At 53.1% G+C, this 19,212-nt stretch carries 13 protein-coding genes and 1 tRNA gene; 1 reads left to right on the top strand and 13 read right to left on the bottom strand.

Features of this window, described 5'->3' with window-relative positions; genetic code table 11:
- Nucleotides 1–2: 2 nt before the first annotated feature.
- The 12 genes from FNT36_RS22140 to FNT36_RS22085 form a co-directional block, all read right to left on the bottom strand.
- On the bottom strand, nt 3–1,058 hold the full coding sequence (locus FNT36_RS22140) for an SIR2 family NAD-dependent protein deacylase (protein ID WP_144852283.1): 1,056 nt from the start codon (nt 1,056–1,058) through the stop codon (nt 3–5).
- A gap of 6 nt (nt 1,059–1,064) precedes the next feature.
- A complete protein-coding gene (locus FNT36_RS22135; protein ID WP_144852280.1) occupies nt 1,065–2,441 on the bottom strand; it encodes a restriction endonuclease subunit S in 1,377 nt (458 codons plus the stop codon).
- Nucleotides 2,434–4,107, bottom strand: coding sequence for a class I SAM-dependent DNA methyltransferase (locus FNT36_RS22130; protein ID WP_144852277.1), 1,674 nt, complete (start codon nt 4,105–4,107; stop codon nt 2,434–2,436). The genes FNT36_RS22135 and FNT36_RS22130 overlap by 8 nt, the downstream gene beginning before the upstream one ends.
- A 254-nt stretch (nt 4,108–4,361) precedes the next feature.
- Nucleotides 4,362–5,075: a hypothetical protein gene (locus FNT36_RS22125; protein ID WP_144852274.1), complete on the bottom strand. Its 714-nt coding sequence runs from the start codon at nt 5,073–5,075 to the stop codon at nt 4,362–4,364.
- A gap of 207 nt (nt 5,076–5,282) precedes the next feature.
- Nucleotides 5,283–6,482, bottom strand: a complete 1,200-nt coding sequence (locus FNT36_RS22120) for a virulence-associated E family protein (RefSeq protein WP_233636153.1) — start codon at nt 6,480–6,482, stop codon at nt 5,283–5,285.
- A complete protein-coding gene (locus tag FNT36_RS22115) occupies nt 6,472–6,912 on the bottom strand; it encodes a hypothetical protein (RefSeq protein ID WP_144852268.1) in 441 nt (146 codons plus the stop codon). The genes FNT36_RS22120 and FNT36_RS22115 overlap by 11 nt, the downstream gene beginning before the upstream one ends.
- Entirely contained in the window at nt 6,905–7,246 is a 342-nt protein-coding gene (locus tag FNT36_RS22110; RefSeq protein ID WP_144852265.1) for a MerR family transcriptional regulator, read from the bottom strand. Before FNT36_RS22110 ends, FNT36_RS22115 begins: the two co-directional genes overlap by 8 nt.
- A gap of 102 nt (nt 7,247–7,348) precedes the next feature.
- Nucleotides 7,349–8,290 carry a hypothetical protein gene (locus tag FNT36_RS22105; protein WP_144852262.1) on the bottom strand — a complete coding sequence of 314 codons (942 nt, stop codon included), beginning with the start codon at nt 8,288–8,290 and terminating at the stop codon, nt 7,349–7,351.
- Between the two features lie 108 nt (nt 8,291–8,398).
- A tRNA-Ala gene (locus FNT36_RS22100) sits at nt 8,399–8,472 on the bottom strand.
- 162 nt (nt 8,473–8,634) lie between these two features.
- Nucleotides 8,635–12,102 carry a TonB-dependent receptor gene (locus FNT36_RS22095; protein ID WP_144852258.1) on the bottom strand — a complete coding sequence of 1,156 codons (3,468 nt, stop codon included), beginning with the start codon at nt 12,100–12,102 and terminating at the stop codon, nt 8,635–8,637.
- A 299-nt stretch (nt 12,103–12,401) separates the two neighbouring features.
- Nucleotides 12,402–15,995 carry a TonB-dependent receptor gene (locus FNT36_RS22090; RefSeq protein WP_144852255.1) on the bottom strand — a complete coding sequence of 1,198 codons (3,594 nt, stop codon included), beginning with the start codon at nt 15,993–15,995 and terminating at the stop codon, nt 12,402–12,404.
- A gap of 135 nt (nt 15,996–16,130) precedes the next feature.
- The gene (locus tag FNT36_RS22085) at nt 16,131–16,796 is read right to left on the bottom strand and encodes a C40 family peptidase (RefSeq protein WP_233636152.1); all 666 of its coding nucleotides are present in this window, start codon (nt 16,794–16,796) and stop codon (nt 16,131–16,133) included.
- A 105-nt stretch (nt 16,797–16,901) separates the two neighbouring features.
- Here FNT36_RS22085 and FNT36_RS22080 point away from each other — a divergent pair, with 105 nt between their 5' ends.
- A complete protein-coding gene (locus tag FNT36_RS22080) occupies nt 16,902–18,311 on the top strand; it encodes an FAD-binding oxidoreductase (protein WP_144852252.1) in 1,410 nt (469 codons plus the stop codon).
- Nucleotides 18,312–18,397: 86 nt separating this feature from the next.
- On the opposite strand, the gene FNT36_RS22075 is transcribed toward FNT36_RS22080, so the two are convergent.
- Nucleotides 18,398–19,150 (bottom strand): SDR family oxidoreductase, encoded by a 753-nt coding sequence (locus tag FNT36_RS22075; RefSeq protein ID WP_144852249.1) that lies wholly within the window; start codon nt 19,148–19,150, stop codon nt 18,398–18,400.
- Nucleotides 19,151–19,212 lie beyond the last annotated feature (62 nt).

Below are 19,212 nucleotides of genomic sequence, written 5' to 3'. Positions count from 1 at the left end.
AATTATAATTTACGCTGTTCGCGTAGTAAGCCCACCAACAGGGCTTCTATGGCCTCGTCGTGGTCAGCAGGGGTAGGGGCGTCATACCAAATGGGGTAGATGCCGTGGTCGGCCAGGAAGTTTTCGCGGACTTGATGGGTATTGGCATCATAAGGCAAAAAGGCGTAGTGTTCGGGCTCACCCGCATCGGCCTGCGCCACAGCGCGCAGCACGGCCATTGTCCGGTCTGAAGTCAAGCTACACCCTAGAAACAACAAGCTGTCAGTGCCACTAACTGCTCGTCCCAACTCACGCCGCAAAAAGCTTTCATCAGCATAAGCACGGTCGTATTCTTCCCGCGTAAACACACGTTGGCTGGGGGCTTGCTCGTCTCCGTGTAGCTTTAACAGAGACGGGCGGGTGCGGTCGTAGGTCTGGGCGGCTCGTTCTAGATATTGGTTGCCGCGCAACACAAACTCAAAGGGCATTCCTTCCTCGGTATACACGTGCTCGAGCACATGGTCGAAGTTGGTGGTAAATACCCGTTGGGCAAATAAGTGGGGCAGCAAGCGCACCGGGCCAGCTACCTGCTCAGCCGCTACTTGAAAGCGCGTGTTCATGCGATTCAAAAACAACTTACGGCTCATGCTGGAATGCACTAGGTCTGCGGCAGCTTCGTAGTTGGGCGTGGAGCCGGTTAGCAGAGCGTGGAGGTCAGCCTCGGGGCACGAGCCGGCTTCCCGCAAATCGTGCAGAAAGCGTCCCCAGGTTTTCATCCCTGACGATAACGACATGCCCGCGCCTACAAAAGGCAGGACCACCTGCCGTTTCAGGGCATTACTCAGGTCGGTAAAGCGCGCCCGGTTGTCGGGCACCAGCGCCAGGATGCTATCCCGCCGCTCAAAGCGGCTGGGCAACCACTCCTCGTCGCGCCAGCGCAGGTATTCTGCGTCGTAGGTTTCGGAGCCAGGGTCCAAAATAGCCAATGGGCTCATTTTTACGCCGCCAATTTGCACGTCGCCATCGGCCGTTAAATCAGCCCGCACCTGCTCCTCAAACTCGCGTATCAGCCGCTTCATCCGGTGTTATTTCAGGCGGAGGTCGCCGGATAAGAGTTTGGGTAGGAGTTCGTCGCGTAGGGCGACTAGGGTTTTAGCTTCAGAACGGCTAGTTTCAATTGAGGAGTGAATTGGCGCGATAACCTTATCGAATTTGTCAAGAATACTTTTGGAGGGCGATAGCACTTTGATTGAGCGCAGGTAAGAGACTGGACGGGCAATTGAAGGAACACCCGATGAAGAGGCATTGGCTAATAATTGATGCTGTCCTAAGGCTGAGCTAAAATGATAAGTCAAGTAGTTGCCTGACGTTAGCAAGGGGTTAGGTCGAAGAAAAAATTGGCGTTGTGAGAGAATGTATCGGTCATATTGCGAATTATTCGGAATTAGCGCGACCTGACCAATATTCCCTGCATGAGTAAAGACAATATCACCCCTTTGTACAGCTGCTTTATTAAGCTGTTGAGCATGCTCCTCTGTTACAAAGTTGAAAGTACTGTCTTCGAGCATAAATGTGCGAAGATGCTGGCCGCTAATTACAGGTACTCCCTCCGGCACAAAGGTTGAAACCTTTATTGAGGAGCCAAAAGGGCCCATTGCAACCCGGTTTGCTAATTCGTCGACAGCATTTATTTTCCACCCCACCGGAATTTCCCCCATCACCGAATCCTCCAACGCCGCCGGAAACAGCGCCAGTAGCTCCGGGGTGAGGCCAAGGCGGCGACAGATGCTTTCATCCGATTCGCCGCTGGCTTTGGCCCGTACCGGGTCAAAATCCACGAACCACGACTGAAAAATCGCGCGCGCCAGCTGTTCCAGCGTGGCGTTCAGCTGGCGGCTCAGCTCGATTTTGTCGTCTAGCGTGCCTAGGATGTGGGCAATGTGGTGTTGTTCGTCAGCGGAAGGAATAACAAAAGGAAGCGCACCTAAGATTGAAGTATTTAGGTTGGGCATTGTTGCTCCATGCGCGTGCTGTACAATCCATTTCCGTACATCGGGATGCGACAAATAGAAAGAGGCGTACAGTGGATTTATAGAAGTTTCGTTGCCGAATCGAACTCGCAAACAACCTGTTCCGCATAGCCAGCCGTCTTCATGGCTTCTTACGAGAGCTTTTCGTTCGACATCACCCCGGCGACTATATACTATATCGCCCTCTCGGACTAAGTAACGGCTTAGACGATACGCATCCTCTGATGTAATCCTAGCAATTCCTTGTTCATTAATGCGGTTGTCGCCTATATTTTGAGGCATGATTGATGGAATACCATCCAAAACGTAATCAGACGCGTGTAGTTGGCTGCCAAAAGGGCCAGTCTGAATCTCTCCACCACCACGATTACAAGCTTCTGCAAGTGTGGTGACTTCCCAATCATTTTGAAGAACAAATAGTGACTTACTCATTATATCCTAACCCAACTAAGTTTTCCTCAATAACTCCTTGCAGCCGTGCACTCTCCGCAAACTGCTCCCGCAGCCGGGCTACTAGCTGCGGCATAACCACTTCATACGCCTCACCCTGGCGCTCCTTAGCTTCGGCCCCCACGTAGCGACCGGGCGTCAGCACGTAGTCGTGGGCGGCAATGTCGGCCAGGGTCGCGCTTTTACAGAAGCCGGGCAAATCTTCGTAGCCGGTGCCACGCTGCCAGTTGTGGAAGGTCTCAGCCAACCGCTCAATGTCTGCCTTGGTAAAGTCGCGCAGCACCCGGTCCTTCATGTAGCCCACCTCACGGGCATCAATAAATAAAGTTTCGCCGCGCCGGTCGCGGCGCCCGTCGCGGGCCGCTTTGCTCTTGCTCAGCACCCAGATGCAGGCTGGTATCTGTGTATTAGTAAAGAGCTGGCCGGGGAGCGCTACCATGCACTCCACCTGGTCAGCCTCTACTATGGCCCGCCGAATCTCTCCCTCCGTGTTGGTATTCGACGACATGGAGCCGTTGCTAAGCAGCAACCCCATGCGTCCGGTCGGGGCCAGGTGATACAGCATGTGCTGCATCCAGGCAAAGTTGGCATTGGCCGCCGGCGGCACTGCGTATTCCCAGCGCCGGTCGTCGCGGATGGTCTCGCCCCCCCAGTCCTTCAGATTGAAGGGCGGGTTGGCCATCACAAAGTCGGCCTTTAAATCTGGGAAACCGTCTTGCAGCAGTGTATCCCCCAGCTTGATGTCGGCCTCGATGTTGCGAATCACGAGGTTCATCTGGGCCAGCCGCCAGGTAGTGGGGTTGCTTTCCTGTCCATACACCGAAATCTGCCGCTTGCGGGCCTCCACCGCTTTATGTCGCTCCTTGTGGTTGAAGGTCTGGTTGTCCGAGTGCTCCTCAATAAACTTCTCGCTCTGCACAAAGAAGCCTCCCGAGCCGCAGCACGGGTCATAAACTCGCCCCGAGTACGGCTCTAGTAGCTCCACTATCAGCGTCACCACCGAGTGCGGCGTATAAAATTGCCCGCCCTGCTTGCCCTCCGCGCTGGCAAACTCACCTAGGAAGAACTCATATACGTGCCCCAGAATATCCTTAGCCTTCAGCTCGTTGTGGTCAAAAGGTATCCCCGCCACCAAATCCAGCAACCGCCCCAGCTTATCGGGATCCAGCTGCAAGCGGGCAAAGTCCTTAGTCAGCACGTTCTTCAAGCGCGGGTTGTCATCCTCAATCGCCTGCATCGCTCGGTCCAACAAAATATCCAGACCCTTAAACGTCTCTACCGTCTCATCGGGCAGCGTTATTTTCTCCCCCGGTGCCACCTTGGCATTCTCGCGCAGAAACCTCCAGCGTGCTCGCGCCGGCACCCAGAAAATATTCTTCTCCGTGTAGTAGTCGCGCACCTCCAACTCAGTAGTCAGCAGGTCGGCATCACCACCTAGGTAGTAGTCATTCTCCGGGTCCTGAAACTGTTGCTTCAACTCCTTACGGCGGTCCTCAAACGAGTCCGATACATACTTGAGAAACACCAGCCCCAGCACAATATGCTTGTACACCGCCGCATCAAGGTTAGAGCGCAGCTGGTCGGCCGAATTCCAGAGCCGGCGGTCCAGCTCCCGAAAAAATTGTTGGTTATCTACAGGAAAGAGCATTAATCTCAGAAATAAAATAGGCCGTAGCCATAGAAGTAACACGAAGGTAAAACGACCAAGGATACAGCACAGCACAAGAGTCAGAAAGACAGAGAATGAAGGCTATAAGGGATTGACAGTCTGTGCGATTTGTTAAGTAACCCTCCCTGCATAAGTTGTTTCATACTTTATCTACCTACTTCCATAAATTATAAGGTGGTAGCCAAGTAATATTGCTCTTAGCTGAGAATACTACTTGGCTACCACCTTATAATTTATGGAAGCAGATGAGAACGAAATCGATTTCTACGCTTTGAGGATAGCTCGAATAGCACCGGCTTAGCTTTGTTAGGCGGATAATAAGATTTACTGGGTAAGAGGATTGGCTGCTCCTTCCATTGTTCCAATAATCTACGAAACTTGTCTATTAACCAGTATAAGTCTTCTAGCCGTTCGTGTGCTTGGTTTCCAGCTTGGCTCAAAGCAGGATTAGTACGGTATCTACTGCTTACATAGTCAAGTTCATTAATCCAAGTCTGAATGTTATTGTCGTCAAGAGTAGTGCCATCTACTTTCAAACATTTCACAACGAGATTGCTGTAGAGCCTATGCATATCAGCAATTTTTTCGCGCTCCCTATTGGCATCCTGCTCTTGCATAAACTGAACAGCCCAATCCCAATTTCCAGTAGCCACTTCACTTTGATACTGCCGACTTTGGTATTGAGGAGTTTGGTACTGCTGACTTTGGCACTGCACAACTTCTGCATAAGGTTGCGTTTGCTGAACGTTCAAGAAAGCTGGTGTTCCTGGCAATCCTGGCTGTTCTATGTCAGGCGTGGATGGCTGAACGCTATCATTATAGTTGTTTGCCGAATCTTGATTGTCTCGGAAATGTTGAGCTCGACAAGCTGCTGAACAAAACTTCTTGTTAGCGCGGCCTTCCATCTGTTCGCCGCACTGAATGCACTGTAGTTCTAAATAAGCCATGGTGATAAGAAAAAGGTTGATTTTAACCGTTTTGAGCGTTCACAAACGCTCAAAACGAACTTGAGGAAACGATTGGGAAAACGTTTTGAGCTACTTTCAAGGCAAAGCACATGTGCCACTCGTGCCACAGTTCGTCCAATCTTTTGAGATGGCACGAGTGGCACAGCCAGATAGTGGTAGAACTATCACCTGAAGGCCACAAAGCGACTAGCGCCATTGCACACCATAAAAGCGAGGGCGGGCAGTGCCAGTACCTACAGTTCGAGGGTGTGCAATACTGAACTGCTGCTGCTTTAAAGCAGCACCAAGCTTGCTATCTGCTAGCACCGCCAGTCCACTACGCCTTTGCAGCTCGCTTTTTAGCTCAGCCAAAGTGACCTGTGTACTTCCTGGCGTAAGATATTTCGCGACCACTTCATACTCAATGGTAGTATGACGAAAGGCATCATTACGGGCATTCAGCACCTCTATCTCCTCGGCATTGAACCAGTACCGGTACCCTTGCCTAAACAGCGTGTGAGCTTCGGCCCATACTTTGTCCATGTCAGCACTTTTAGCTGCTTTGATATCTATTTGCTGAGCGTGAACGGGCAGAAATCGTCTTGACCCCGTAGAATCGGTCAAAAACCCGCTTTCATTAACGCTAGCCATAAATGAGGCTCGTCTTGGCAAATGAGTAAATAAAGGAGCATAAGGCCGCCGCACCTTGATAGCCGGTAAAGTAATAAGCGTTTTCAACGCATCACTACTACGCCCAGTGAGTACAGCCAATTGGTCATCTATATTGAGCAAGAAGTTCTCTGCCAATAGACTTAAGGTATCCTTGTTATCTGGATCAATCTTGCCCGTAAACAAGTATTGTGCTGATAGGCTTGGCGGGCAAAGCAGATTCAGCCATGTAGTCTTATACAGGCCTTGTCCGCCAATTAGTACTAGGCAAGTATGGTTTTGACAGCCATCTAGTGCCAACACATTTGCTACACAGGCTACAAGCCACTTAGTAAGGAAAGCTTCCCACTCTTCTGGGTCTTCTACTGTTACAGTATTAGCTAGCGCTGCAATTGCTTTTAAACCTGCTATTGATGGTAAGCTCTCGAAGTAGATTTGAATTGGGTCTACCCTTGGAACAAAGTCAGATTGCAATAAGCGCAACAATCTGTCAGCACCTATCACATGCCCGGCATGCTCCAACTCGCGGACTAGACTATTGAGATGATAAGAATCCAGCACGCAGAACGTTTGCGATTCGCTCAGCCGTCCCCACTCTACAACGTCCTTGACGACATTATAGCGGAAGCGATAGGCTTGGGCTAAGTGGTCCTCAATAGCTCTTAGCTTGTGACGTCTACTGGCCGTCGTTTCAACCATTGTTGATAATGACGCCATTTCATTGGGCTTAGTGTCCATGGGGCGCATCATCTAAGATGTCAAAGCGTATAGATGCCAAAGCCGTTTCTCCTCGTCCAGGCAGCTGCACGATAATGTGAGCTGCTCCAATATGAGAATCATGCTGCGCTTGGCTGCGCAGTTGTACTACTGCACTCCAGAGATGCATTAACACGCGATACCCTGGGACCAAGCCTAGCACACAACATAAGATGTACTTGGTCTTTTTAAACAGCGCTGAAGTAACAGGCTTGTCACGTTCCGCTTCAAACAAGCCCAGTAATACATTCTCGACACTAGATTGAAGGTCATCTTCTCTAGTTAAGAAACCAGTTTTGCCGCTTTCTAGGCCGTTAGAGGCTTCTCGTCTTAGGTTCCTTCTATAGTTAGTATCCTTATTAGGAATAGAGATACAAGTGTCTACTATCAGTTCTTTTATCGAATTAGACATAGCGTTTTCCTTTCAAAGTGGGAAAAACACCGCCTTTTTTCAGGTCAGCTTCTATAGCTGCGTGAGAACGCTTCGCTGTCTTGTCGAAGTAATTTTCTAATTCTTTCGCGTCAAACTGAATGCTCTTGCCTACCCTGCGGGTACTGACTTCGCGGTTGGACGAAAGGCGATAAAGAAATGACTTGCTTACACCGTGCTGTTGTTCAGCTTGGGTTATAGACAGATAAGGCTTTTCAACTGGGTTTGGCTGTGCCTGCCTTAATAGTCGTTCAACTTCTTCGCGAAGTAGTTGTCGCAGGTCGTCGGGAGAGAGATTGATGAAAGTGAGTTGCATAGAGTCGTTGATTGTTGACGACCCCTATTAGCAATATTTCTTTGTCCTTGGCAATTACCAAAGTCATTACGGTAATGACTTCCCCCTATGATTGTCAAAAACTTACAGATTTTTATTTTTAGAAATGCCGTCGAAGCATTCGGTGTACTCTGTAGTAAAAATTTCGGGATATGGTCGATTTGTCCCTCCTTTAATTACCCCTGGCTTTAAGATTTGCTGAATAGAATCTGACTTCGTGAATGCTCTTTTGATGGCACTCGAAACTGGTGCTCTAAGCCAGCCCTTGCTTTCTAACTGAGCGAATAGCTCAGCAAGCTGCTTCTGAGTGCCAAGCCAGACCATTTTTTTGGTGTCCTTACTTGAAGTGCCGACAGGTGAGGTGTCTTCCACCTCTTGTGCTATCTCCTTTATTGTCGCGTGAGCTAGAGCTAAAGGATGCTTGCCAGTATCGTACTCATCATAGAGCTTGTTCAGCTTACGTGACGCATAAACTGATATTAGGAATGTCCACAACGTTAAAAAGGAAGGATGTGATAATAGGCGATTTTCATAAGGCCCTAGTATTTCCCCTTCTTTGACGTACTCGACTACGGTTTCTCCTTTAACACGGTACACCTTAGAGTGCAGCACTCCATCTTCGTAACGCTCCACATGGCTAAACCATGGTAGTGGTATTCTACCCCACTTCTTCAGCACAGCCTTTCTTGTGACTTGTGGCTTGTATGTCAATACTCTTTGTTGCTCCTTGATAACATACCTGAGTATCTGGATTAGAGTTGCTCTTAATGATATTCCAAGCTTAAAGCTCATATCGAACATATCTATCACACTTTTTCCGATTCCATCCTTAGGCTCATTGATGTAGAATCTAAGCCCACGTAGAAGAAACTCCCGCGCAAAAGCAGGGTCGCCAGGAGAAGGATAGGTCCGCTTGGCTTTTAAAATAAGTGAAAGGGCAAATCGGTCAGTTGTTGCTAAAAATTTCTCATACGAAAGCTGCTTAGTGTTTATTGGCTTACGAGTGTTTAGGTACTGACCTGTCATAGCAAAAAGTCGTTGTTTACACCATGTTTACACCGGAACTTCCATAAAGCAAAATAGGCAGCCATGACTGATGTCATAACTGCCTATTTTGTAGCTTGTTAAACGGAGTGGAGAATATCGGAGTCGAACCGATGACCTCTTGCATGCCATGCAAGCGCTCTAGCCAGCTGAGCTAATCCCCCTTCTTTTGATAACCGCGGCGCCATTTGCGTTTTGGTTGTGCAAAAGTACGTCGATTATTGATTCATGCAAGCACCAGCGCTCATCTTTTTAGTAAGTAGCCGAAAATCAGACATAAAAAAAAGGTGGAGAGTAATCTCCACCTTTTTAACTGCTAGCAGCTACTAGTTGAACGAATAGCGCAGGCCAATTTGCATGTAGTAAGTCGACGACGTCGATACCGTGTTGATAAGCGAGTTGCTTACGAGCGCGCCACCAAACGTATTCAAACGGAAAGCAGGAGCACCGCTGTTATTAGCTACCGCTGTTGGCGATATCAGAGTTGCACCACCACCGCTCAGGATGGGGTTGGTTTGGAAGATACCCCAGTTGCGGTTAATTAGGTTACCAAAGTTGAAGATGTCCAAGGTAAACTGCAGCGTGTTGCGGGTTGCACCAGCCACAAAAATGTCTTGGGCAAAGCGCACGTCAATCTGGTTGCGCCAAGGTAGGGTAGCACCGTTGCGCTGGGCATACTCGCCTTGGTGCTTGCTCAGGTAAGGGTCTTGTGCGATATAAGCAAAGAAGGCGTCCTTCTGCTGCTGCGCAGTAAACAGTACCCGCTGGTTGGTGCCGGTACCCGTGGTGATATCTGCGAAGTTGATTTCCGACGTAGATTTTGGAATGTACATCAGGTCGTTGGTCTGGCCGTCGCCGTTGAAATCACTGCCGTAGATGTACGAGTAGCGGCCCTGGATAGAGCCCGAGTAGAAGAGCGAAATCTGCGTGCCTAGGTGCTTGAGGTACTCCTTGCGGTAGTTCAGCGAAGCTACTACCCGGTCAGGCACTACATAGTTAGCATAGCTCAGCTGGGGGTGGTTGGCATTGCCTACGATGTAGTTGCCCGACCACGTGTTCAGCAATTGGTCGCCAGTGCCGTCAAACATAACACGCGCATCGCTGCGGGTATAAGCGACCATGGCTTCCATGCCATTGCGGAACTGCTTGCGCAACTGGCCCGTAACCGACCAGTTATAACCTTTGTAGCCGTTCGAGAGCACAATAGCGTTGAGAGATTGTGCAGTTGCGGTGCCACTCTGATTAAACGAACCGTTGTAAACAGGATTAACGAACTTATCCGCGGCAGCAGCAGGGTAGATGTCACGGTTGTCGTTATAGCCATTAACGTTCAGGCTCGTGGGGTTTTTTAAGTTGTAGTTCTGACCGTAGGCCACGATGAGGTCACGATTGTATAGACCTTCGATAGTACCAACGACACCACCTGGCAGTTTAGCATCAAGTGCCAAGCTGCTTTTCCACGTTTGCGGATTGCGGAAGTTAGGGTTAGTGGCGCTAATCGTGCTGGGCACTACCGTACCCGCGGGCGGTGGCGTAGCTGGGCGGTGAGCGCTGGGGTCGGCGCTAAAGGGCAATACGCCGTTAGCAAAGCCAGGCAGGCTACCATACACGTTGGTCGGGTTCACGCCGGGAATTGTCGTGGTAGGAGAAGTGCGAGTGCTACCAACGGTCGAGTAGGTTTGCGTAATCTGAATCAAGCCAGCATCACCCGACTGGGCTACAATCCATACAGTAGGCACTTTGCCAGTGAAGATGCCCGAGCCACCGCGTAGTTGCAGGGTGCGGTCGCCTTTCACGTCCCAGTTGAAGCCAATACGCGGCGATAGCAACACGCGGTTTTTAGGTAGTACGCCCGTGTCGATAGTCTGATTGTCAACGAAAGTACGCTGGGCAATCAGCGGGTGGGTTTGTACCTCACGCACGTTCAAGTAGTTGTTCAGTTCGGCGCGCAAGCCGTAAGTCAAACGGAAGTTGTCGTTGATGTTGAACTCATCCTGCGCGTACAGTGAGTACTGCGCCGTTTTGAAGCGCGGATATGCCTGCTCAAAATTGGGGAGCAGCGAGTAGGTGATAGCAAAGTCAACCGGATTGGCGCCGTTTACAAAGTCATCCCAGGTGTTGTAGGTGTAGTAGCTGCTAGCAAAGCGTTGGAAGCCGTTTTTCGTGCTTTGCAGGTCAAACTGACCACCGAAGGTAGTAGTGTGCTTGCCGAAAGTGGCCGAAATGAAGTCTACTGCCGAATAGGTTTCTACGTCGCGCAGGTTACCCAGTGAGAAGGGCTCGTAGCCAAACGACGTGAAAGGAGTGCTGTAAGAGCCAAAGCCGCCAGTGGTTGTATTACGTCCTATCGAACCATCCAGGATATCCACGAACGGGAAGGGCGAGCTATTCGAGCTACGCGGCTCGTTTTGGTGCGTGTACGTGCCACGCAGGGTATTGAAGAAGCGCGTGCCGATGGTCGAGTTCAATTCAATTGCGCCCGAGTAGAAGTTGTAGTTGGTTGCATAGTTCGCATTAGCGAATGGCAACGCAAACAGGCTGGTTCGCGAGTTGGTGAAGTTAGTTAGGGGGCTACGCGAGGTGCTCACAAACGAAGGCGTTTTGCTCGTCACCTGATTGTAGCGTACCGAAAGGTGGTTCTTGCTGTTGATGTTCCAGTCAATACGGCCCAGTACTTGCGTTCTCTCGTTCTGGAAATTATAGCCTTGGTAAGGGCCGGCAGCGTAGCCATATTTGCTCTGCAAATAGTTGCTAATACCGTTGAGATATTCAGCGTTGGGCCGCGCGATATTACCAGCCGAGCCGTACGTCGCGCCGATAGCTGCGCCTGCGGCACCACCAGTAGAGGCAATATTCTGCTGACCTAGGACGTCTTCGGTGTTACGCTCAGCGTTTACGAAAAAGAAGAGCTTATCCTTTACAATAGGACCACCTAGGCGGAAGCCGTACTGCTTTACCGACGTATTGTTGAGGGGAGGAAGCTCGTTGCTACCAACCTTACGACCGATATAGTTTTGATTACGGTAGAAGCCATACACCGAACCAGTTACCTGATTGGAGCCCGAACGGGTAACGGCGTTTACGGCGCTGCCCACGAAGCCCGACTGACGCACGTCGAAGGGCGAGAGGCTTACCGTCAGCGCTTCGATAGCGTCGAGCGAAACCGGGTAGCCGTTGGCTGGCAGGTTGCCGCCGATACCAAAGTTGTTGTTGAAGTCCGAGCCGTCAATCGTAATGTTGTTCTGACGGTAGTTACCACCACCAATAGCACCTTGCGAGGTTGGAGAAGATTGGGGCGTAGTACGCAAGAAGTCGTTGAGGCTACGCTGAATAGTGGGCAATTGCTGCAGTTGCTCGGTGCTGATATTGTTCACCGGGCCTGAACGCTCGGCGTTGAGCGTCGAGCGAGGGTCAACTGCGGTAATGGTTACAGCGCCAAGCTCAGTAGTAGCCTCTAGCATCTTTACATCGAGGCGGTAGTCTTGGCCAATTGTCAGCTGGATATTATTACGGCTAACTTCCTGGAAACCAACAAAGGAAACGCGCACAGTGTAAGGGCCACCTACACGCATATTCTGAAGGTTGAAACGACCTTGCGAGTTCGTAGGCCCTACGTACTGCGTATTAGTCGGCGTGTGAATGGCAATAACAGTTGCCCCCGGCAGACCTTCTCCCTTCTGGTCGGTAATAATGCCGCTCATGGATGAAGTAGTCGTCCCTTGCCCCCAACTCCAGTGGGCGGTGAACAACAACATCAGCAGACAAGCAAAGTGTCGTAGATGTAGTTTTTTCATAAAATAGGTAAAAAGGTAAAAAGCGCGTATTGGCAATACACTTACAAAGGTACATGCTGCTCGCAAGCCGCTGGCTTAAGAGGGCTTTCACAAAAGCAAAAAAAAGTTTTGTTTCAAAGATGACAGCCTTCCTTATAAGCGTTATTCATCAGATAACGTATGCGTTAGCAAAGCCCGCGTACAATGTTACGCCTTTGTTACCTAGCGTGCTTGAAGGATATAAAAAGAGAGCCAGCAGAATTTTATTCCGCTGGCTCTATTAGCTAGGTCAGATTAGACCAGCTGTTGAAATTGAATTATTAGTTGAATATATAGCGAATCCCTAGTTGCATTTGCCAGCGCGAAGCTAGGCCTGTTACATCGTCGCGGAAGGTAGTAGAGAGGGGCGTACCGGCGGCTGTAATTACGCCAGGAGTCGAGCCGCTGCCCCGCGTCACGGTGGGGGCTACTAGGTAGGGGAACGTGAATACGGGCTGGCCCGCCGCGTTATAGCCCTGGTAAGAGAGCAGGGCGGTGCGGTTAGCAAACTGCGCGCGGCCCCAGTTTTTGTTAATCAAGTTGCCGACGTTGAAGATATCTACCGTTAGCTGCAGGGTATTGCGGTCCTTGCCTATGTTGGTGAAGATATCTTGCAACAGCTTGATATCAACTTGGTGCTGCCAGGGGTTCTGGGCGCCGTTGCGCTGCATGTACTCGCCACGGTGCTTGCTGAGGTAAGGGTCCTGGTTGATGTAAGCGTCGAGGTCGGCGTATTGCTGTGCGGCAGTGTAAGTGCCAATGCGAGCAGCCGTGCCACCACCCGGCGCACGGGTATCGTTGATGGCGATATCAATCAGGTTGATATCACTGGCATTGCGCGGAATGTACACGAGGTCATTTACCGTCTGGCCATCGCCATTCATGTCACCAGCATAGGTGTAGCTAAAGCGGCTTGAGAGACCGGCAAAGGCCGGCGCGCCTACGTAGAAGGCAGATAGCGTGGTACCTAGGTGCCCTAGGTACTCGCGGCGGTAGGAAAGAGCCGCAACGATGCGGTGCTGCTGCAGGTAGCTCGAATAGCTAAGCGCTTCGCCGTTGGGGTCGCCGCTCACGTAGCGGTCGCGCCAGATGTTGGTCGGGGTAGAGCCGCCGTCGTTTACCGAGCGCGAATCGGTGTAGGTATAGGCAAGGCTAGCAAATAGACCGTTGCTGAAGCTCTTCTGGAGTTGGCCGGTGAGCGAGTATGAATAGCCTTTATTGGTGTTGCGCATCAGGATGGCATCCGTGATGTTGGGGCTGGTCGCGGTGTTGGTGGGGGCCGCGGCTGTACCTAGGAGGCCGTAGATGCGGTTGTAGGGCGTGCTCGTTACAAGCCCGCTGGCGTTGGGCGTGCCGCTGAAGTTGTAAAAAATCGGGCGGGTATCGCCGCCTTGAGCGGTGCCCACCGAATTGCGCACGGGGTTGGGCAGGTTCACATTTTCAAACATCAAGGCGTTCATATCCTTGGTGTACAAGGCCTCTACAGTTGCAATTAAGCCACCAAACAGTTCCTTATCCACCGCCAGGTTCGAGCGCCACACCTGCGGAAATTGGAAGTTGCGGTCGGTCACGGCTAGGTTGTAGCCGGTGGGGGCCGCCGCGGCCGTGGCAGGTCGGTACTGGTTCACATTGGGGCTGAAGGGGTAGGCTACCGTAGGGCTATTGGCTAGGTTAGGGTTGCCGCTGGGGGAGGCGTCGACGGCTCCGAATAGGATGCCATTGTTGCTGGCTTGGTTGGAAATCAACACGTAGGGCACGCGGCCCGTGAAGATGCCCGTACCACCGCGCACTTGCGTTTTGCGGTCGTCCTTCACGTCCCAGTTAAAGCCAATGCGGGGCGAGTACAGCACGGTGCGCTTCGGAATCTGACCGGTATTGAGTTGCAAGCCGTTGCGGAACGTAAGGGCTGCCGATGTGCCGCCGGCCTCGGGGCCACCCACGTAGGGGTTCTGCGGCAGGTTATTGCTAATCACGGGCAAGTCGCCCCGAATGCCAACCGTCACTTTCAGGTTCGGAATCGGCGAATATTCATCCTGCAGGTAGAGGCCGTACTGTTGCGCATTCACGTAGGCAAACGGAATCTGGCCGCTGCCATCGGCCGAGTACTGCAAGCGGTATACTGACGGGTTTTCGCGGCCAGGGCTAGGGTTGCTAGCCGAGTAGGCCGTGTATTGGCCAGTGCTGCGGTCGTAGGCGTAGCCGTTGGCGTTGTAGAAGTCTTCGAGCGAATTGTAGCGGTACAAGCCGTTGTAGTTGGGCGCGAAGCCGTTCTTGAACTTGTAAAACTCGTTGTAGGTACCTACCGTCACGTTGTGCTTACCTAGGTAGGCCGTGAAGTTGTCACCCACCTGATACACATCGGTGTCCAGCAAGTTGCCGGCCGTAAAGGGCTCGTAGCCAAACGCCGTGAGCGTGGCCGTGGGTGCCGAATAAGCCGGGTTAGGATTGGTCGCTGTGGGGAAGGCCGTTAGACCCACGTTGGTACCGATATCCACGAGCGGAAACTCCGACGAGGTGGTGCTGCGGAAGTCGCGGAAGGCTGAGTAGCCAGCCGTAAGGTTATTCGAAAACTTACCGCCCCCTAGGGTCGAATTCAACTCGGCGATAATCGAATTCAGGTTGTTGTTAATCGTGTAGTAAGCCGACTGGAAGGGCAGGCCAAACTGGCTTGGGGCACGCACGCCCACCGCGCCACTGGCGCTGGGTACAATATCAGCGTACGACTTAAGGTAGTTGTACTTGATGTTGAAGCGGTTGTTGGTGCTAATGTTCCAGTCGAGGCGCGCCGTAATCTTGTCGCTGTTCTGGCGCAGTTGAAAGTCTTGGTAAGCACCAGTGGTGTAGCCATAGCGCTCCTGCAAGAAGCGCGACAAAGCCGTAAGGTCTTGGTTAGTAGCGGCCGAAGAGGTGGGTGACAGGGCTTCGCCTACGTTAGAGGCGCGGAAGTTGCCGGCGGGCGGCGCGTTGCGTAGCTCACGCTCGGCGTTCACGAAGAAGAAAAGTTTGTCCTTAACAATAGGACCGCCCACACGAAAGCCGAAGTTCTTGAGATTAAAATCAGGATATACCGACGACACATTGCCGACTTTGCGGCCAACTAGGTCTTGGTTGCGGTAGAAGCCATAAACCGAGGCCGATACACGGTTGCTACCACTACGCGTCACGGCGTTGATGCCGGCACCAGTGAAGGAGCCCTGGCGCACGTCGAAGGGCGCGATGCTTACTTGAATCTGGTCGATAGCATCAATCGAGATGGGCTGCGCGCTGGCCTGGCCACCTACGGTAGAAGAAAGGCCAAACGAGTTGTTGAAAATGGCCCCATCGATAGTGATGTTGTTGAAGCCCGTGTTGCGGCCCCCAAAGCTCTGGCCGCTGGCCTGCGGCGTGAGGCGCGTGAAGTCGTTGAACGAGCGGTTCAGCGTGGGCAGGCGCTCGATAGCCTCGCGCTGCACCGTAGTGGCGGCGCCGGTGTGGTCGGCGTTCATCACCACGTCGCGGCGGCCGGTCACGGTGAGCTCGGTCAGTTGGGTCGTGGCTTCACCTAGTTTGGCATCGAGGCGGAAGTTTTCGGCCAGTGTGAGGTTGATGCCAGTGCGGGTGTAGTCCTGGAACCCCACAAAGGTGACCTTCACAGTGTAAGGGCCGCCCACACGCATGTTCTGGATATTGAAGCGGCCGTCGGCGTTGGTTGGGGCGGCGTACTGCGTGTTAGTGGGCGTGTGCACGGCCACAACCGTGGCACCCGGCAGCTTCTCGCCTTTGCTATCAGTGATGGTGCCACTCATGGCAGCCGTAGTGGCGCCCTGGCTCCAGCCTAGGTGGGCCGTGAGGAGCAGCAGCAGCAACAACGTTTGCCGTAGGTATAATAACTTCATAGGGGGTTGACAAAAGGTAAAAAAAGCGGAAAAAATAGCACCGCAAAGTTACCAGCACCTCCTACCCCCAAGTATTATCCTAGTGTTAAGAATCTACTAAACAACAGCTTACCACTTCTATAGTTCATCAGAACTTCACAGTCTAGGGCGTACGGCCCGAATGAAGCGACTGAGGTAATAGTCTAGCTCAAAGCTGTTTTCGGTGACGCCCAGCGAGGTCGAGGCATGGATGAATTCGACGCCTTCGCTGTCAACTACCGTCACCATGCCCACGTGCGTGATGATAGGCGAGCCCGGTGAGGCGCCAAAAAATAAAAAATCGCCGGGCCGCAGCTCAGTTGGCTTCACCGGCTCGCCCCAGGCCGCTTGCTCGTTGGACGAGCGCGGAATGTCGATGCCCGCATCAGCAAAGGACAGCTGGAGCAGGGCCGAGCAGTCCATACCTAGGCGGGTGGTGCCGCCAAATAGATAGGGCACGCCATAGTAGGCACGGGCGTTTTCGATGACGCTGGCTAAGGCGCCAGTGGCATTGCCCATGCGCGCAGGGCGCTTCGTCACACTTTTGGCTACTACCGTGCCGCTGCCGCTGGGCACGCTCGTTTTTACTTTGCTCTTGGCCAAAGCTGGGCGGCTGGCGGGCCGGCTGCCGGGGCGGGTCGTCACGCGCTCGCCGCGCTTGATGCGCACCATATCGCGGGCCGAGTAGTAGCGGCCGTTGCGCTGATTGAGCTGGCGTTGGCAGCTGGCACTCAGCAGCAACAGCACTATACCTAGGAAATAAAGCCCCGTGGTGGCTGGCAAACGCCGTGTGGCTAGGTGCCCTAAAATCATCCGCTGTACCTTCGTTACTTCACTGTGCATTAGAACAAATATACTTTTGGGTCTTTACACCGGCATTTTTCTCCCATGACCTTCTCCCCGCTTACCCCTGAGCTTGTAGTTGCCTTCGAGGGCATTGTAGGCCCGGCGCACGTGCTCACCGCCCAGCGCACCGAGGCGCTTCAGTACGAAACCTACGGCCGCGACCACACCGAGGACTTTCACTTCGCGCCCGATGTAGTGCTGCGCCCCGGCACCACGGAGGAAGTGAGCGCCATTATGCGGCTGTGCCACGAGCACCGCGTACCCGTGACGGCGCGGGGCGCAGGCACGGGCCTAAGCGGGGGCGCGCTGCCCATCCACAACGGCGTGGTGCTGAGCATGGAGCGCTTCAACAAGATTCTCAACATCGACGAGCGCAACCTGCAAGTGACCACCGAGCCTGGCGTGGTGACCGAGGCCCTGCAAAATGCGGTGAAAGAAGTGGGCTTGTTTTACCCGCCCGACCCAGCCAGCAAGGGCTCGTGCTTTCTAGGAGGCAACTTGAGCCAGAGCAGCGGCGGACCCAAGGCCGTGAAATACGGCACCACCCGCGACTACGTGCTGAACCTACAAGTAGTACTGCCCAACGGCGACATCATTTGGACTGGTGCCAACACCCTTAAGTATGCCACCGGCTACAACCTCACGCAGCTCATGGTAGGCTCGGAGGGTACCCTAGGGATTATTACCCGCGTAGTGTTCCGCCTCCTCCACTACCCCCAGCACAACATTCTGATGCTAGTGCCCTTCCGCCAGGAGGCGCAGGCTGCTGAGGCAGTATCGGCAGTGTTCCGGGCGGGCATTATTCCGTCGGGCATGGAGTTTATGGAGCGCGAGGCCATTGCTTGGTCGTCGGATTACCTCAAGATTCCGCTCACGCTGCCTGAGGACATCACGGCGCACTTGCTCATCGAGCTCGATGGCCAGGACCTAGACCAGCTTTATAAGGAAGCCGAGCAGGTGTACGGAGTGCTGGAGAAGTACGACGTGGGTGAAATCCTGCTGGCCGACACGGCCGGCCAAAAGGACGACCTGTGGAAGATTCGCCGCAACATCGGTAATTCGGTGCGTTACAACTCGGTGTATAAGGAGGAAGATACCGTGGTGCCCCGCGCCGAGCTGCCCACGCTGCTCAAGGGCGTGAAGGAAATCGGCCAGCGCTACGGCTTCAAGAGCGTGTGCTACGGCCACGCTGGCGATGGCAACCTGCACGTCAACATCATCCGCGGCGAGCTCACCGACGAGCAGTGGAACGTAGGTCTGCGCCAGCCCATCTCCGAGATTTTCCAGCTTTGTGTGAAGCTCGGCGGCACCATCTCGGGCGAGCACGGCATCGGGCTGGTGCAAAAGCCTTTCATGCACATTGCCCTAGCCGAAGCCAACCTCAACCTGATGCGCGGCATCAAGCAAGTATTTGACCCGCACGGTATCCTAAACCCCGGCAAGATATTCTAGGCAGCAGCTTGTCCACGCTAAAACGGCGCCGCTAGCCGGAGGTAACTCCTGGCTAGCGGCGCCGTTTTGGTTTGCTAAGATGAGCGCTACAAGCTCATGCCGCCCGTTGCTTCGATGCGCTGGCCATTGAGCCACTTGGCGTCTTCGGTGCAGAGGAAGGCTACTATGCCGCCCACGTCGTCGGGCAGCCCCACCCGACCTAGGGCAGTTAGCTGGGCTACGTAGGCCCGTATTTCGGGTGTATCCGTCATGGCCCCGCCGCCGAAGATGGCTCCGGGCGCCACCACATTGGCTGCAATGCCTCGCGCGCCGAGCTCCACTGCCAAGTACCGCGTGAAAACCTCTACCGCGCCTTTCATAGAAGCATAGGCCGAGGCACCCGCAAAGGAGCTGCGCGTAGTTGCCGACGAGATATTAATGATGCGTCCGCCATCATTGAGCAGCGGCAACGCCTTTTGAGTTAGAAAATACACCCCCTTGAAGTGAATGTTCAGCATGTCGTCGAACTGTGCCTCCGTCGTGTCAGTGATAGGCGCAGTGAGGCTCGTGCCCGCATTGTTGATTAAGAAATCGAAGCGGCTGGCGCCAAAAGTGGCGGGCAGCGCCGTAGTTAGCTGCTCGTAGAAAGCGTCGAAGCTGCTGAGGTCAGCCGCATTGAGCTGCACAGCTAGCGCCTTGCGACCTAGGGCTTCTATTTCGACCACCGTGGCTTGCGCTTCACCCTGCTGGCTGTGGTAGGTCAGAATTACGTCGATGCCTTTTTGGGCTAGGCTGAGGGCCATGTTTTTGCCCAGGCCACGGCTGCCGCCGGTAACCAGGGCGATTTTGGAAGTTGTCATGTGGGTAAACGGTTGCGTTTAAGAACATGACAAAGGTCCCCCGGCCACCTAGGGCAGCACTT

This window comes from Hymenobacter setariae, from assembly GCF_007713685.1.
GTDB lineage: Bacteria > Bacteroidota > Bacteroidia > Cytophagales > Hymenobacteraceae > Hymenobacter > Hymenobacter setariae.
Note: the sequence above shows the minus strand (reverse complement) of the source record. Positions and strands in the feature narration are given on the sequence as shown.